Raw genomic sequence first — 15,104 nt, 5'->3', positions numbered from 1 at the left:
TCGGCTCTCTGTAGAACAAAATGAAACACTACTCTTTCTCATCAACGAATTTGTATGCTTTTATTGTCATTCATCTTAACAAAGTAATTTTTGTCTGTCAACATTTTCAAAATCCTTATAATACTTCTAGACGTGCCTCAATGCTTTTATGAAGTACTGTATGCTGAGGCTTACTACATGTTTGGATATAAAAGCTTTTTAAAAATGTTTTACAATTAAACAATAATATTCTGTAATGCTGCTCATCAAGCTGTGACTGCCTTTCCGTTAAATCATTTGGTAATTGTCGTAATAATTTTACAATTTCTCGTTCTTGTAAACCCAACTCAAGCATGGCAAAAATAGGAGCTAATAGTCTTTCATCCTCATCGTGAATAAAGGCATGGTTTGCTTGAAAAATAATGGTGCTCCACAATGCATTGACAATTTGGATAAAAAATATTCTATTTAATTTTGGATTTTTCACCAATTCATCTATTGTATCAGCCATATGTGCCACACTGTGGGCCCACCCTTTGACCGGTACATATCCTCTGACATCTCTTTCCTCTGATAAATAGGCTACTAATTTCTCTTTTACTTCAGCTATTATTTCAGCAGATAAAAAATCATCTTGATTATCCCTATTCAAAATAAGTGCAATTAAGAGAGATGTAAATGATCTTGTAAACACTAAATCTGATTCATTTTCTTCAATACCCTTATATAATAAATGATTTATACATTCATTCAAAAGCTCCTTTAACAGTGTATGATTTATAAGATTTTTTTCGAGTATCCATTCATAAAATGTTCCATAAATTAATTCATCCCTCAGCTCACTATCTAATGAGCCAATATGTATTATCATGGATTTTATAAGTTGGGCTTGCTCCTCTTGATGCTCTATTTTCCTGCCATTTTTTATGTCCTTAAGTATTCCTTTTAATTCATTTTCATAAAGTATCATGTTTTCTCCTTATTCTTGATTCAAATGCCATAATTTTTCTAATGGTATATCTGCTAATTTATAACCATATTTTTGAAACAACAATCGATCTATTGCAATTTCTGGTCGCTCCAAATAAAATTTCACAACTACATTACAATGAGCAAGTGCTAAATGATCTGTGAAGCGCTTTGAATAATCATCTAAAACTTCTATATGTTCCTCTTTTACATGGATTTCAGAAAAAATGCTAACTGATATATAATTTGTCCTTTGAGCATCTTCATCAATAGCATCTAGCAAATCCAATTCCTCAATTGACGCCTTTCTTCTTTCATCCTCAATGACTAAGCAGTAACGTATTTGCTCGATACGGATTGACCAGACTTCCAAATCAGTCAAGCGCACGATCCGTTCAAAATAATCAATCATTCTTTGTACTCCTGTCAACATCCATAGTATAACTTTCTCGATAAATGCCGTCTAGCTTCCATCCATCATATAACCTTACATAAGTGAATTCCTTTTGTTCCCTATTGCCTATCGTCACAATTACCTTGCTTCGCCAAGGAAAGGTTAATGCACGTACTTGTCCACCTCTCACCTTCTCTATTTGATCTGATAAATCTAGCAATGTAGCTGGATTAATTGTATGTTCGATTAAATACAGCTGGCGATTAGGGCTGTTTTCAAAATCCTGCATTACTTGCTGATGAAAGGCAATAACTTTTGTATTGGCTCCATACATACCTATAAACACCATAAAGATACTAATGATTGTGAGTGTTCCCATCCAAAGGAAATGTTTTTTTCTTAAACCCCAATAATAATCTGAGTGATAATCCTGTTTAGACAAATACCAATAATAAACGATACTGATTGACCAAATAAAAACCAACTGCCAAATAAGCACAACCCAAAAGATGTCACCGAAGGATATCACATAATAAATAGTTAAAAAATTTAATAACCCTATTGAAGAAAAAAACTGCCATTTACAATGCTTCATATAGTTACTCTTAAAATGTAAAAAAAATAGAGGAATAGTTAACAGAAACGCGGTTGCAAAATCCATAAGCATAAACAAAGCCTTCACTCCCTTCTTTCTTTTTTTATGTAATAATGCTGTAATTACTTGCAATAATTGTATCTTAATTTAAAACCAAAAACAGCTTATCCTAAATGAAAATGACCCTCATTGTGAATTGGGGCATATCATTTAGGATAAGCTGCTTTTCTATTATTTCACAATTTCAATTTCATCCAAATTAGCTACAAAGCCATATTTGCCAAGACGCTCTTGCATACTATAGGTAACACTTACCATGTTTCCTACAGCAAGTTTATCTTTTACTTCATGTAGAGGGTACCAAATGCCATTTTCTTTTTGATTAATCATTTCTTCATTTGTTAAATGTCCAATTAAATCTTTTACTTCCCCAGAAACAACCAAGAAACGATCTTCTTCAATTGCTACAACATAGCCTGTTTTATACTTTGTGTCAGATACGTACGCATCTTTTGGATTCATTGAAAATTGAAATTTTTTCTTTAAATAGTCAATTTTATCTACATATTTTGCAGTAAGATAATCCATTGCCTCTTTTTTAACACCAAGATAAGCATGTAGTGGAAAGGAATTTTCATATCTCTTTTGATAATCTTTGAGTAATTCGTTTTGCGCGATTCCCTTAATATTTAAAGGCTCGATATATTTTTCAAAATACTCATCAAATGTAAGCTCTAAACTTGCAAGACTATTATTAAAATGTTCATCTTCTAATTGATTCTCGAAATCTCTTTTACTTATTCTTCTATTCTTGTCTATTAGTTCTTCATTTATTTCAATTCCCTTGCTTAAAGCATATGCGTGATAAGCATCCATTTCTATCGTTGTTTGAAAAAAAGCATTACGAGATTGTTCACTTTGAGGATTATATACATTCAAATTTAAGGATATTTCTTCTTCATCTAGAATTGGCAGCTCATTTGAAGATAAATGCAGCTTATTATCAAATTGTAATTGTGAATAGAAAAACAACCCTATACATGCTGTAAAAATAATGGTTATTAAACTATATTGCCATCGCCAAGCTCTTTTTTTATTGTCACGCTGTTCTATATGCTGCACAACATTTGCCATAACCCTCTTTTTACTTTCCGATAAATCCCTTATTACTGTCACATTCAATTTACTCATGCAGTAGCACCTCCCACTCAATATGCTGTAGCTTTGGCTTTAATAGCTCTCTCCCACGACGAAGCCTTGTTTTGACTGTGCTCTCCGGAATACTTAATAGCTCGGCAATTTCCATAACAGGTAATTCTTCAAAATAAAAATAAATTAGAACCTCACGCTGTTTTAATGGTAGAGCTAAAATAGCATTTTCAATTAACGTTTGTTCATCTTGTTGAACAAGTATGTCCCTCCTTATCACAGATTGCTTCGCAAAAATTTTCTGTTGAACCTGAATTTTACGGTATGTCCAGCTACGTAAATAATCTTTACTTTTATTGGTGACAAGTTTTGATAAATATGCCCGCAATTCTCCACGTTCTTCGTAGTTTTCTTGATGTTCATAAAATTTAATAAATACATCCTGAACGATATCTTCTGCACATTGTAAATCTCTTACATAATAAAAAGCCAGTCGAATCAGTCTTTCTGTATGCTTTTCCATTATTTTTTCGAGTTCATAAATCTCAAGCAACTTCTCTCCCCCTCTCTGCCCTTTTAAACGGTGCTCACAAGCTAGAGGTTTGCATTTTTTGAAATTTTTTCTCTACAAAGCTGGCAGAATGATTCACAACTTCAACTGGTTCCTACGCAGTCTTCTCGGTTACCTGAGCAATTTCCTTAGTCACCCGAGCAGGTTTCCCTTTTCCTGAGCAATTTCCTTGGCTACTCGAGCAGGTTTTCCCCTTACCTGAGCAGGTTCTTGGGCTACCCGAGCAAGTTTTCTCTTTTCTGAGCAATTTCCTGGGCTACTGGAGCGATTTTCTCTTCACCTGTGCAGTTTCGACCATATTATATTCTTATTTGTCTAAATTTCCATTAAAAAATGGAGCTATGACTTTCTTCTCCGTTGAAGATAGCACAATATTAGTTGAAGGCGTTCCATAGGGCATTGCCTCATCAATAAACCTCTCCAATGTTTCCACTGAATATGTAGCAAGCTTTACAATATAACTAATCTCCCCAGCTACCCGATAACACTCCAAAACATCTGGATGGGCATTGCAAAAATCTGAAAGACTTTTACAATCTATCGATTTAAACAAAATAATAGCTTGAATCGTACGCTGCAACTTTTTTAAATTTACTTTTGTACTATACCCTTCAATCATTCCTTGCTCTTCAAGCTTTTTAACACGCTCAATAACAGCTGGCGAGGATAAATGAACGGATGCCGCTAATTCCTTCATTGAAATTTTTGCATTTTGCTGTAATTGCAATAAAATATCAGTATCTATTTTATCCATCGTTTTCCACCTTTTTATATTAATTAGATTTTAAAAAATTCCTTATATTATTAACTTTATTCTTATAATTACATTATACAACTTCTGTTATTGTGAAACCTTGTCCTCTACAATAAACATATAAAAGGAGGCAATATCAGCATGAAAAAAATTTTATTATTATTAGCAAATGGGTTTGAGGCTGTTGAAGCGAGTGTCTTTACAGATGTACTTGGTTGGAATAAATGGGAGGGTGATGGGTCAACAGAAGTAGTGACTGTCGGTTTACATCCACAACTGCAATGTACATGGAATTTTAACGTAGCCCCAGAAAAATTACTTCATGAAGTTTCATTAGTGGATTTTGATGCTCTCGCTATCCCTGGTGGATTTGAGGAAGCGGGCTTTTATACTGATGCCTTCAGTGAAGAATTCCAAGAAGTTGTCCGTCACTTTGATGAACATAAAAAACCAATTGCCACGGTTTGTGTAGCTTCTCTTATTTTAGGTCATAGTGGCATTCTACAAAATCGAAAAGCTACCACCTATAATCATTCAACAAGCAAACGTTTAGCACAGCTCCAATCCTACGGTGCAGACATTGTCAACGAGCGAATTGTCCTAAACGAACATATCATTACATCATCCAATCCAGGTACTGCCTTCGACGTGGCTTTTTCCTTACTTGAAATGCTAACATCAATTGATAATACCAAAAAAGTACAGGATTTAATGGGCTTCAAATAATAGTAAGACCCCTAAGAATCACCGTTGGGAAAATTACGGTGATTCTCTTTTTTGTAGCTTTAGTAATAATATAAAAGAATAGTACATACCTTAAAACGTAATCATTACTGTTCACAAAAAGTAGTTAATCTTTAGAAGACATATACTTAGGAGGTACATGTGAATCGTTATGTCATAAAATACTTTTTGAATTTTTGGTTTTTATTTTTGCTCATCTTAGCTCTTTTTCTAACACCTTCCTTCTATTCTAATATCCCTTTGATATTTGCTATCGGTCCTTCCCTTTTAAATCTTAATACAATCTTTTTAAGTATTTTGATAGAAGCACTACCTTTTGTGTTAATTGGGGTTCTTATCGCAGGCTTTATTCAAATATTTATCACAGAGGATCATATACAGAAATGGATTCCTAAAAATAAATTAATGGCTGTTATTATGAGCTGTATTGTTGGTGCATTATTTCCTGCATGTGAATGTGGTATTGTTCCCATTGTAAGAAGGCTAATCTCAAAAGGAGTACCTATTCATGCAGCAATGGGCTTTATGCTAACTGGACCACTTATTAACCCTATTGTCATCGTCTCTACCTATATGGCATTTGGGAATGATGCGAAAATAGCAGGTTTACGAATGATTTTAGGATTTCTTTTTGCCATTATAATAGCTCTTATAATAAGTTTTACCTTTAAAGGAACACAATTTAAACAAGGTATTCACATTAACAAATCATATGCCCATACAGAAAAATTACCGTTTAATAAAAAATGCTCCCTTATGTTAACACATTCCATCGACGAATTCTTTGATATGGGAAAATATTTAATCATTGGTGCCTTTCTAGCTGCGTTTGTTCAAACATTTCTATCAACTAAGACACTAGTTAACATTGGAAATGATCTATCATCTTCACTATTTGTTATGATGGCTCTAGCTTATATACTCTCACTTTGCTCTGAAGCTGATGCATTTATTGGAGCTTCATTTAGTTCTATTTTCCCTTCACCTGCTATTCTTGCCTTCTTAATTTTTGGACCGATGATTGATTTTAAAAATACCATTATGATGCTGGGCGTATTTAGGATTAAATTTGTATTATGGTTATTAGTCATAGTCTTTGCTGTTGTTTTTATTCTGTTATGGCTGGCAGCACCATATATTTAGGGGGAAATTTATGCGATTTCACTTCCAACAAGCAGTCAAAGCAGCCATTTTATTTGCTTTCTCTGCGATGATTTACAGTTTTCATATAACGGGAAATATAACAAAATTAATAAACCCAAAATATGATATGTTGAGTAAAATAGTAGCGATTATTTTTTTATTTTTATTCGTTGTACAGCTAAAAAGAGGTTTTACTTTTTCAAAACAAAGTAATTCTTATCGTGCTACATGTGGATGTTGTTCACATCATCAGGAAAATACATCACTTTCTATAAAAAAGGGTTTGTCTTATTTTATCCTTATCGTTCCCATAGTCACTGGATTAATCATACCGACCAAGGTTTTAGATGCTTCGATTGCAGAAAAAAAAGGAGCCACGATTATGATGACTAATCAATCTCAAGCCCTTACTGGTGATGATGACATAGCAATGCTGAATGATTCCACTGAAGGACACCCTGTTGATCCAAACTTATTAGAAAAAAAACAGGAGATGCCCAAAAAAGAATATGATTTGTTGAAACAACAGCTCGCCAGCAATCCAATTATTGAAATGACGGATTATGTATATTCCGTTTATTATGAGGACATTAATAATAATCTATTAAACTATCAAGGTAAAAGCATTCATATAAATGGATTTGTATTAAAAGAAGATGATTTTGAGCAAAATCAGTTAGTGATTTCTAGATTCTTAATTACACATTGTGTAGCTGACGCAAGCATCATCGGTTTTTTGTCAGAGATACTAGAAGCAAGCAATTTAGAAGAAGATACATGGATTGAAGCAGAAGGAATTATTGATATTGGGTACTATAATGGTGTTGAACTACCATTGCTTAAAATTCATAAATGGAAAGAAATAGAAATACCTGATGAACCTTATTTATATCCTATAGATATTCTTATTAGTAAGTAAATCAAATGTCTTCTACCACTTTTATTTTCATGCATTTTACACATCTAATGCAAATCACCCTTCTAAACAACATAGCCACCTAGCATCGATTAAGTATCGATACTAGATGGCTATTACTTAGTCTATTTTTACTGTTTTATGCTACGAGGAATAATCCACAACCATTATATTAACAGCATAAATGCATTCAGTTTTATTTATTAATTGAAGAAACTAACTCCATTTCCTTCGCTGTTAATTCTGATAAATCCTTTGCATTTTTTAACACGTCTTGTGGGATAGTAATCGTAGAAAGCGTATTAAATGCATCGTATGTGATGGCTGATTTTTGGTTAATTTTCATTTTTACATCTGCCATATTCATTGCTAAAGTCATATCAATTTCAATATTTTTTATATCGAATGTCTTTTTATCAATCGTTAATTGATATTTTATATTGTCAAATGACATATTATTCAATGAGGCTAAAATGTCATCTGCTCCTACCTCTACTTCAGCTGAATCTTTTGTTGTTGTACCTACTTGTACCTCTGCTGAATCTTTTGTTGCTGTTGCAGCTCCTGTTTCCAACATTGGTATTAAAGTTGAAATTTGGTCTTTAACCAGTTTTGTAAATTTCTCACCATCTGCATTTAATGTTAAAACATAGGCATTATCTGTTTCTTTTAATGTAAAGTCTTTTGCAAATTCTTTTAGCATTTCAAGCTGGTCAGCTGCGCTTGCTTGTACGCCTGCTTGTTCAAGCATAGCATCATACATATCAGTTGGGAACTTAAGCCAAGCGCCTTGAGTTGCCTCATACATATACATTCCATCTTTAGCTGTCATGTACATTTTTAATGGCATCTCCATTTTTTCGCCACTTTCAGGCTCTGTCATAGCAATTGTTCCCTCAACGAAAAATTGCATTGGATCGACCACTACATCCATTGACATTTTGCTATTTGTGTTTGTTTTGAATGTTTCTTTTCCATCATTTACTTCTATTGCCTGTGTCATCGTCAAACTAGCTTTCATGCTCTTCACATCTTGTTGTTTAGCTAGAGATTTATTAAATACTTCTTCTAATGTTAAGGAGCTAGGCTGTGTTGGTGTTGATGGTGTTGATGTTGCTGTCAATGTATTGACAATTAAAGTAGCTAATTGGCCGCGAGTTACTTTATCATTGACACCATATTCTGTAGCAGAAACTCCTGTTGAAATTCCTGCCTCATATAGTGCTGTCACAGCGTTAGCATAGGAACTATTCTCTGGAACATCCACAAACGGGCTTTTACCTTTTGCATCTAAGTCTAATGCTCGTGCAATCATCACAGCTATTTGTCCTCGTGTCACAGTTTCAGACGAACGGAATGTATGATCATCATAGCCCTTCACCACACCAAGTGCTGTTAATTTTTTAATAGCATCGTAATATTCGTTTGATTTGTTAAGATCTTTAAAGTTTTGTTTTTCTACAGAAGCTGTATCCGCTGTCGCAAGTCCAAATGCATTGACAAGTATTTTCGCAACTTGACCACGTGTTACTGCTTGAGATGGTTTAAATGTGCCATCACTATAACCATGTAAAACACCTGACGTATAAAGTGAAGATATTCCTTCAAAATGTGGGTGGTCTTCACTTACATCAGAAAAAGGACTTGCCGCTGATGCTGGTACCGCTGCTACCGCCGTTACTGCTAATGCAACTGCAGTTGTTGTATAAAGTTTTCTTTTCTTATTTTTCATCATTTTGCTCTCCTCTACTAATCCCATTAGGGTATGTATAACATTATTAATTATAAACAAATTTATGATAGATTGCTATATGTTGGGTCAAATTGAATAAATAAATATATAGTTGTAGAAAATTTGTAAACTTTTGAGCCTTTAGAAATACAAAAAAACCGACCTCCAAGGGAGATCGGTTTATTTAAAATGTTTACTCAGCAGCTTTTGCGCGTAGAACCATTTGTAGGATACCACCGTGACGGTAGTAGTCTACTTCTACCTCTGAGTCAAAACGAGCTAAAGCTTGGAAAGTTTTAACTGTGCCGTCTTCAGATTTCGCAGTTACTGTTAAGATGTCGCGTGGTTTCACATCGTCAGTAATGTTTACAGAGATTTCTTCTTTACCCGTTAAACCTAGAGAATCAGCAGATTCACCATTTAAGTATTGTAAAGGAAGAACACCCATCATTACTAAGTTAGAACGGTGGATACGCTCGTAAGATTGTGCGATAACAGTTTTCACGCCAAGTAGGAATGTACCTTTCGCCGCCCAGTCACGAGAAGAACCCATACCGTAGTCGTTACCAGCAAGTACTACTAAGCCAGTACCTTGCTCTTGGTATTTCATACATGCGTCATAGATGTATTCTACTTCGCCTGTTGGCCAGTAAGTAGTGAATCCACCTTCTGTACCAGGAGCAACTTGGTTACGGATACGGATGTTTGCAAATGTACCACGCATCATTACTTCGTGGTTACCACGACGAGAACCATAAGAGTTGAAGTCACGGATTGCAACACCGTTTTCGATTAAATATTTACCTGCAGGTGTATCTTTACCGATTGCACCAGCTGGAGAAATATGGTCAGTTGTAATTGAGTCACCGAACTTCGCCATAATGCGTAAGCCGTCTAAGCCTTTAATAGCTTCTGGCTCTTTCGCAAGACCTTGGAAGAATGGTGGGTTTTGGATATAAGTTGATTTTTCATCAAATGTGTAAAGAGACTCAGTTGATGTTTCAATTGCATTCCAAGCTTCGTTTGCTGTGAATACAGTTTCGTATTCTTTTTGGAATAATTCACGGTTAACTACAGTACCTAATACTGCGTTAACTTCTTCAGTTGTAGGCCAGATATCAGCGAAGAATACTTCGTTGCCATCTTTGTCTTTACCGAATGAATCTTTTTGTAAGTCGACATCCACAGTACCAGCAAGTGCATAAGCAACAACAAGTGGTGGTGAAGCTAAGTAGTTAGCTTTTACAAGTGGGTGTACACGGCCTTCGAAGTTACGGTTACCAGAAAGAACAGATGTTACAAATAAGTCATTAGCTTTGATTGCATCTTCGATTTCAGGAAGTAACGGACCTGAGTTACCAATACATGTTGTACAACCGTAACCTACAGTGTTGAACCCGATTTGGTCAAGGTAAGATTGTAAACCTGAATCTTCTAGGTAACCAGTTACTACTTTAGAACCTGGTGCTAAAGAAGTTTTTACCCATTTAGGCACTGTTAGACCTTTTTCTACAGCTTTTTTCGCCACTAAGCCCGCAGCAATTAATACGTAAGGGTTAGATGTATTTGTACAAGAAGTGATTGCAGCGATTGCTACAGCACCTGTTGGAATTTCTACATCACCTTCAGCGAATTTAGCTACAGAAGTTTTTGCGAATTCATCTTCAGTTAAACCGAAACCTTGTGTACCTTGAGGTGCCACTACTGCTTCTTTGTAACGAGAACGCATTTGAGATAGTGGAATTAAGTCTTGTGGACGTTTTGGACCAGAAAGGTTTGGTTCGATTTCAGCTAAGTTTACTTCTAATACATCAGTGTAAACTGGCTCTAATGTTGGATCGAAGAACATGTGGTTCGCTTTTAAGTAAGCTTCTACAACCGCGATGTGCTCTTCGTCACGACCAGTTAAACGCATGTAGTTCAATGATTCTTCATCAATTGCGAAGTAACCACATGTAGCACCATATTCAGGAGCCATGTTAGAAATTGTTGCACGGTCAGCTAGTGGTAATTTAGATACGCCAGGTCCGAAGAACTCAACGAATTTACCAACTACGCCACGTTGACGTAATACTTGCGTTACTTTTAATGCTAAGTCAGTAGCAGTAGTTCCGTTTGGAAGATCGCCAACTAATTTAACACCGATAACTTCTGGGATTGGGAAGTATGAAGGTTGACCAAGCATACCTGCTTCAGCTTCAATACCACCAACACCCCATCCAAGAACGCCGATACCGTTGATCATTGTTGTATGTGAGTCAGTACCAACTACTGAATCTGGGAATGTTTCGAATGTACCGTCAGCATTTTCGTTTACGTGTACAACTGGAGCTAAGTACTCTAAGTTTACTTGGTGAACGATACCAGTTGCTGGTGGTACAGCACGGAAGTTATTGTAAGCAGTTTGAGCCCATTTTAAGAAGTTATAACGCTCAGCATTACGTTCAAATTCAAGGTCCATGTTTGCTTGTAGTGCACTTGCATTACCATATTTGTCAACTTGTACTGAGTGGTCAATTACAAGGTCAACTGGAATAGCAGGGTTGATTTTGCTTGGGTCGCCGCCCATTTCTTTCATTGCAGAACGAAGAGATGCAAGGTCAACTACTACTGGTACACCAGTAAAGTCTTGTAATACAACGCGAGAAGGTTTGAATGGTACTTCAGCTTCTGGATCAGCACCATTACCCCATTTTGCTAATTCGTTTACGTGTTCTTCTTTGATTACATACGCATCATATTGACGTAAAACAGATTCTAATAATACTTTGATTGAGTAAGGAAGGTTTGAAACTTTTGCAACGCCAGCTTTTTCAATCGCAGCTAAGTCATAGTAATTGTAAGTTTTACCATTTACTTCGAATGATGCGCGGCTGTTGTGTAAATTACCTTGTGCCATATGCGGATCCCCCTAAATATCTTTTTGAAAAGGCCTATGTAAAGCAACTTTTCTCCAATACCCATGATAACGTATTTATATTCATAAGTAAATTACATTAATATTATCTTTTTTGATAAGTAATCCTTATGACCTTGCTTTCTAACCTGATGTTTCTAATTATAGAGATATGCATAAGATGAAGGATTTGCAGGAAGGACATTTATTATACCTTTCTAACTAAATGTATTTAACTGAGGTACTTTCTGGGGCACTTGTAGTTTTTTTCAGAAATAGTGCCCCAGTAAAAAGTATTTAATTATCATTATTATGGACAGGTACGTATCATATTAAAAATCTTATCAAAAATTATTTACATCAACTAGTATTTTTATAATTTTTTCAAATATTACATGTCCCCTTACTGTACCCACAATATTTTTCTGACAAGATTGTCATTCCCCTTCTTTCTTAATCATTCCATATTTATGGTATAATCACACAAAAAGGGGTTTTATTAGAATAATGCTTGTAATATTATTTTTTATATTTATAATTTGGTTTTTGATTAAATTCATTAACTTACAGGAGAAACAAAACAGCTTGCAGGAAGAACAAAACGAAATTCTAAGATTTATTTCCAACAAGCTAGATAAATAGGATACATAGAGATGGGAAATCCCATCTTTTTTTACTGATCAAAACAGCCTTTACACCAATCTTCATTATCGAAACCTCACTCAAATCCCTCAGTGTGCAATTATTGTTTACAAATCACACATTAAACCTTAGTTACCCATTGTTCAGAATAATGTCCTACATGTTGTGGTTCACGAATTTAAAACCCTTAGAAAAACAATTGCCATAAAGAAAAAATTTTTATTAGCTTCAACTATTTCACCAAAACTCCATTGCATATCTCCCTTATTTCGCATTACCTTTCTGACGTACACATTAATGAAATCTTTCAATGGTCTATTAACCATGTTCTATTTTTCAAACTAAATCCATTACTTAATAGACAAATTACCATTCAAATTTCTTTGTCTAATCATAAATTAATAAAGTAAGGATATGGTTACCTTAATAAAATAGAATTGGAGGTATTGATAATGGGTGATATTATCAATATTAGTACTGGTTCTGATTCCTGTGGTAAACATGAAAACAATCCAGCAATCGCTGTAAAGGTTGTGTTTGTAACCAATCAAGACGTTTACAAACTCAAACTGAAGTTGATCTCTTCTTACTTGGAGGTCAGATTATAGAAGATGTTATTTTTATTACCTTTGACCCGAAAGATTGTTGTGCATTCTTTAATGATCCCACAACAGAACCTGGTTCAACAATTATCGTGGACTGTCAAGATATTCAAGCTATCCGTATAGAAGCTGACTAAATTATAAAGGTCCACTCCTTTAAAGGGTCACTTAAAAGTGACCCTTTTAATAGTACCTATTCTCAGATTGTTCAATAACTAAATCGACCATCAAAGAACGCTCTAGACGGTCTTATAATCATGAAGTCCCACTCTTAAGTAGGAGAATACCCAACAAAAAAGAACTATACTTTACGATAAAGTTATTTAGTGAAAAAAGAATGTATTCCTGAGCAATTGTGAATAGAGTTAAGTCGTACCTTTTTTGATAAAGATTGGTTCTATTCATTCATTTGGATACAACCTTTTTGAGGATAAACATCTTGGATATGTACTTATTTGAAGTACCCAAACTGAGCGTTTAAGAAAGGGCAAGCTTTATTTGCTTGTAATTAATTTTAAAAATATTCCACAGAACTTCTACTCTCTTCATTCCAATCATAAAAAATATAATCTAGCACTACTACTGTTTGCCATTTTCACATAGTTTTGCCCTCTTATGTGTTTGAGTATCTTAGCTGACTAGATGAGCTGTAACGCGTGACAACTCTACTGCCCTTTTTATGATACAATTTACATAATTACACAACGAGGTGATTTCATGGAAAATGATAAATTAGTTTGTAAATTATGTGGTAGTGATACCTTTACACAAGGTGAATTAGGTGGAGCTTATGCAAATGTAAGACCGTTAGACTCAATTTCAATTTTTTCGAGCTCCCCACTTATATTGTCTATTTGTACAAATTGTGGAGAAGTAGCTTCAATGAAAGTTAAGAAACTTCACAAGTTCAAATAGTCCCATAACGTTTATATTAGGGCCACTTTCAGCAGAGTGACCCTTTAATAGTTTCTTTATACAAAAGACATATAATAGACACTGTGATAGAAAATATTTTTGCTGTAATTATCTATCAATAGAAATATATTTCAATTCTTGTATCACTATCAGTTACGTTTCTATTATTATTGTTTGCATTCACTTTTTTCAGATGATCAAATAGGAGTACTATCAGCTTAAAGTGTTAGGTTATCTTTGTAGTCCAGTCTTGTCATCCCCTGCTGTCCACTATCTTTCTAATCCTCGCTTTGCGCACCCTTTTCATTTATAAATAGATGCCTCATTCAGATTATCCACTGTCCATCACATTCATCTTTCTAAAATAATTCTAATACTATATATATCCAAATCATTTGATTTTCTCAGACTTTGTAAAAATACCATCCATATAGAAGACCTTTCTTGCCATATAGGTGTTTCTACTACGGTAATACATCTTGGTATATAAGCTTACCTTTGTTTACAGATTTTTTTTAAATAATTTTCTACTAATCAAATCTCATATTTCTTTTATTTTCAGAAATATGATTAATAAGTCTAGAGAATGGAACAGAGTACTACATACTATATAAATGTAATCTGCAGATTATAAATCTTTAGTCTTGAGGAGGTGAAAATTACATGCCTTTAACTACTGGTCCAATTGAAAATTCAGGTAATCTACCAGCTAATGCTGCTAACGTTCGTATCAAAGTTCTTAATCTCACTGGAGGTTTACTAACAGGAGTAGTCCGAGTTTTCAGACTTAACGGTACAAGACAATTACTATCAACAACTCCTTTTGCCGCTGCTGCTAATGCTTCTACTTTTGTAACTCCAAGTGTAGCAGGATCGTTCCAATATGAAGTTGAAATAGCTCCAAATCAAACGGGCGGATTATACAGCGTTTACGGGCGTACAGCTTCAGGTGTTATTATCGATGCCCAACGATTTGTGAACTCTGAGTTAACACCTATTCTTTAATGTTAAGCAGATTGTTAAATCAGAAAAGAGGCTGGGACATAACTAGCTTCAATTCGTGAGAAATCCGACTTTGAATTCATTCAAAGTCGGATTTCTCG

The 15,104-nt window shown here is 34.6% G+C and carries 14 protein-coding genes and 1 other annotated feature (1 of these 15 running past the window's edge); of the genes, 6 read left to right on the top strand and 8 right to left on the bottom strand.

Annotation, left to right across the window (positions count from 1 at the left end; genetic code table 11):
* Positions 1–54 (bottom strand) — a binding site (T-box leader) (it extends 187 nt beyond the left edge of the window).
* Between the two features lie 61 nt (positions 55–115).
* The 6 genes from AC1RNS_RS17455 to AC1RNS_RS17430 all read right to left on the bottom strand — a co-directional run bounded on the left by AC1RNS_RS17455 (position 116) and on the right by AC1RNS_RS17430 (position 4,411).
* Positions 116–949: a DUF2785 domain-containing protein gene (locus AC1RNS_RS17455; RefSeq protein ID WP_492994476.1), complete on the bottom strand. Its 834-nt coding sequence runs from the start codon at positions 947–949 to the stop codon at positions 116–118.
* A 9-nt stretch (positions 950–958) separates the two neighbouring features.
* Positions 959–1,360, bottom strand: a complete 402-nt coding sequence (locus AC1RNS_RS17450; RefSeq protein WP_492994474.1) for a hypothetical protein — start codon at positions 1,358–1,360, stop codon at positions 959–961.
* Positions 1,353–1,937 (bottom strand): hypothetical protein, encoded by a 585-nt coding sequence (locus tag AC1RNS_RS17445; protein WP_492994472.1) that lies wholly within the window; start codon positions 1,935–1,937, stop codon positions 1,353–1,355. Before AC1RNS_RS17445 ends, AC1RNS_RS17450 begins: the two co-directional genes overlap by 8 nt.
* A gap of 231 nt (positions 1,938–2,168) precedes the next feature.
* Positions 2,169–3,128, bottom strand: coding sequence for a DUF3221 domain-containing protein (locus tag AC1RNS_RS17440; protein WP_492994470.1), 960 nt, complete (start codon positions 3,126–3,128; stop codon positions 2,169–2,171).
* Positions 3,121–3,609, bottom strand: coding sequence for a sigma-70 family RNA polymerase sigma factor (locus tag AC1RNS_RS17435; RefSeq protein ID WP_492994573.1), 489 nt, complete (start codon positions 3,607–3,609; stop codon positions 3,121–3,123). Before AC1RNS_RS17435 ends, AC1RNS_RS17440 begins: the two co-directional genes overlap by 8 nt.
* Positions 3,610–3,964: 355 nt before the next feature.
* The gene (locus AC1RNS_RS17430; RefSeq protein WP_492994468.1) at positions 3,965–4,411 is read right to left on the bottom strand and encodes an Lrp/AsnC family transcriptional regulator; all 447 of its coding nucleotides are present in this window, start codon (positions 4,409–4,411) and stop codon (positions 3,965–3,967) included.
* Between the two features lie 141 nt (positions 4,412–4,552).
* On the opposite strand from AC1RNS_RS17430, the gene AC1RNS_RS17425 reads away from it, so the two are divergent.
* From AC1RNS_RS17425 to AC1RNS_RS17415, 3 genes are all read left to right on the top strand, one after another.
* Positions 4,553–5,137, top strand: a complete 585-nt coding sequence (locus AC1RNS_RS17425; protein WP_492994466.1) for a DJ-1/PfpI family protein — start codon at positions 4,553–4,555, stop codon at positions 5,135–5,137.
* A 159-nt stretch (positions 5,138–5,296) separates the two neighbouring features.
* Positions 5,297–6,298 (top strand): permease, encoded by a 1,002-nt coding sequence (locus AC1RNS_RS17420; protein WP_492994464.1) that lies wholly within the window; start codon positions 5,297–5,299, stop codon positions 6,296–6,298.
* Positions 6,299–6,308: 10 nt separating this feature from the next.
* Complete coding sequence (locus tag AC1RNS_RS17415) at positions 6,309–7,217, top strand: TIGR03943 family putative permease subunit (protein ID WP_492994462.1); 909 nt, start codon at positions 6,309–6,311, stop codon at positions 7,215–7,217.
* A gap of 193 nt (positions 7,218–7,410) precedes the next feature.
* On the opposite strand, the gene AC1RNS_RS17410 is transcribed toward AC1RNS_RS17415, so the two are convergent.
* Positions 7,411–8,946: a DUF6612 family protein gene (locus tag AC1RNS_RS17410; RefSeq protein WP_492994460.1), complete on the bottom strand. Its 1,536-nt coding sequence runs from the start codon at positions 8,944–8,946 to the stop codon at positions 7,411–7,413.
* 193 nt (positions 8,947–9,139) lie between these two features.
* A complete protein-coding gene (gene acnA, locus AC1RNS_RS17405) occupies positions 9,140–11,845 on the bottom strand; it encodes an aconitate hydratase AcnA (RefSeq protein WP_492994458.1) in 2,706 nt (901 codons plus the stop codon).
* Between the two features lie 1,091 nt (positions 11,846–12,936).
* Here acnA and AC1RNS_RS17400 point away from each other — a divergent pair.
* From AC1RNS_RS17400 to AC1RNS_RS17390, 3 genes are all read left to right on the top strand, one after another.
* Positions 12,937–13,092, top strand: a complete 156-nt coding sequence (locus tag AC1RNS_RS17400; RefSeq protein WP_492994456.1) for a hypothetical protein — start codon at positions 12,937–12,939, stop codon at positions 13,090–13,092.
* 711 nt (positions 13,093–13,803) lie between these two features.
* The gene (locus AC1RNS_RS17395; protein ID WP_492994454.1) at positions 13,804–14,001 is read left to right on the top strand and encodes a hypothetical protein; all 198 of its coding nucleotides are present in this window, start codon (positions 13,804–13,806) and stop codon (positions 13,999–14,001) included.
* Between the two features lie 663 nt (positions 14,002–14,664).
* The gene (locus tag AC1RNS_RS17390; protein WP_492994453.1) at positions 14,665–15,006 is read left to right on the top strand and encodes an ATPase; all 342 of its coding nucleotides are present in this window, start codon (positions 14,665–14,667) and stop codon (positions 15,004–15,006) included.
* The last annotated feature ends 98 nt before the right edge of the window (positions 15,007–15,104 follow it).

This window comes from Lysinibacillus sp. GW821-FHT14F06 (genome assembly GCF_058803665.1).
This window is presented reverse-complemented; position numbering and strand designations above follow the sequence as displayed.

Excerpts from the sequence above, each read along its gene's own strand:
- AC1RNS_RS17455 (WP_492994476.1), bottom strand. The coding sequence starts at position 949 with ATGATACTTTATGAAAATGAATTAAAAGGAATACTTAAGGACATAAAA.
- AC1RNS_RS17450 (WP_492994474.1), bottom strand. The coding sequence starts at position 1,360 with ATGATTGATTATTTTGAACGGATCGTGCGCTTGACTGATTTGGAAGTC.
- AC1RNS_RS17445 (WP_492994472.1), bottom strand. The coding sequence starts at position 1,937 with ATGAAGCATTGTAAATGGCAGTTTTTTTCTTCAATAGGGTTATTAAAT.
- AC1RNS_RS17440 (WP_492994470.1), bottom strand. The coding sequence starts at position 3,128 with ATGAGTAAATTGAATGTGACAGTAATAAGGGATTTATCGGAAAGTAAA.
- AC1RNS_RS17435 (WP_492994573.1), bottom strand. The coding sequence starts at position 3,609 with ATGGAAAAGCATACAGAAAGACTGATTCGACTGGCTTTTTATTATGTA.
- AC1RNS_RS17430 (WP_492994468.1), bottom strand. The coding sequence starts at position 4,411 with ATGGATAAAATAGATACTGATATTTTATTGCAATTACAGCAAAATGCA.
- AC1RNS_RS17425 (WP_492994466.1), top strand. The coding sequence starts at position 4,553 with ATGAAAAAAATTTTATTATTATTAGCAAATGGGTTTGAGGCTGTTGAA.
- AC1RNS_RS17415 (WP_492994462.1), top strand. The coding sequence starts at position 6,309 with ATGCGATTTCACTTCCAACAAGCAGTCAAAGCAGCCATTTTATTTGCT.
- AC1RNS_RS17410 (WP_492994460.1), bottom strand. The coding sequence starts at position 8,946 with ATGAAAAATAAGAAAAGAAAACTTTATACAACAACTGCAGTTGCATTA.
- acnA (WP_492994458.1), bottom strand. The coding sequence starts at position 11,845 with ATGGCACAAGGTAATTTACACAACAGCCGCGCATCATTCGAAGTAAAT.
- AC1RNS_RS17400 (WP_492994456.1), top strand. The coding sequence starts at position 12,937 with ATGGGTGATATTATCAATATTAGTACTGGTTCTGATTCCTGTGGTAAA.
- AC1RNS_RS17395 (WP_492994454.1), top strand. The coding sequence starts at position 13,804 with ATGGAAAATGATAAATTAGTTTGTAAATTATGTGGTAGTGATACCTTT.
- AC1RNS_RS17390 (WP_492994453.1), top strand. The coding sequence starts at position 14,665 with ATGCCTTTAACTACTGGTCCAATTGAAAATTCAGGTAATCTACCAGCT.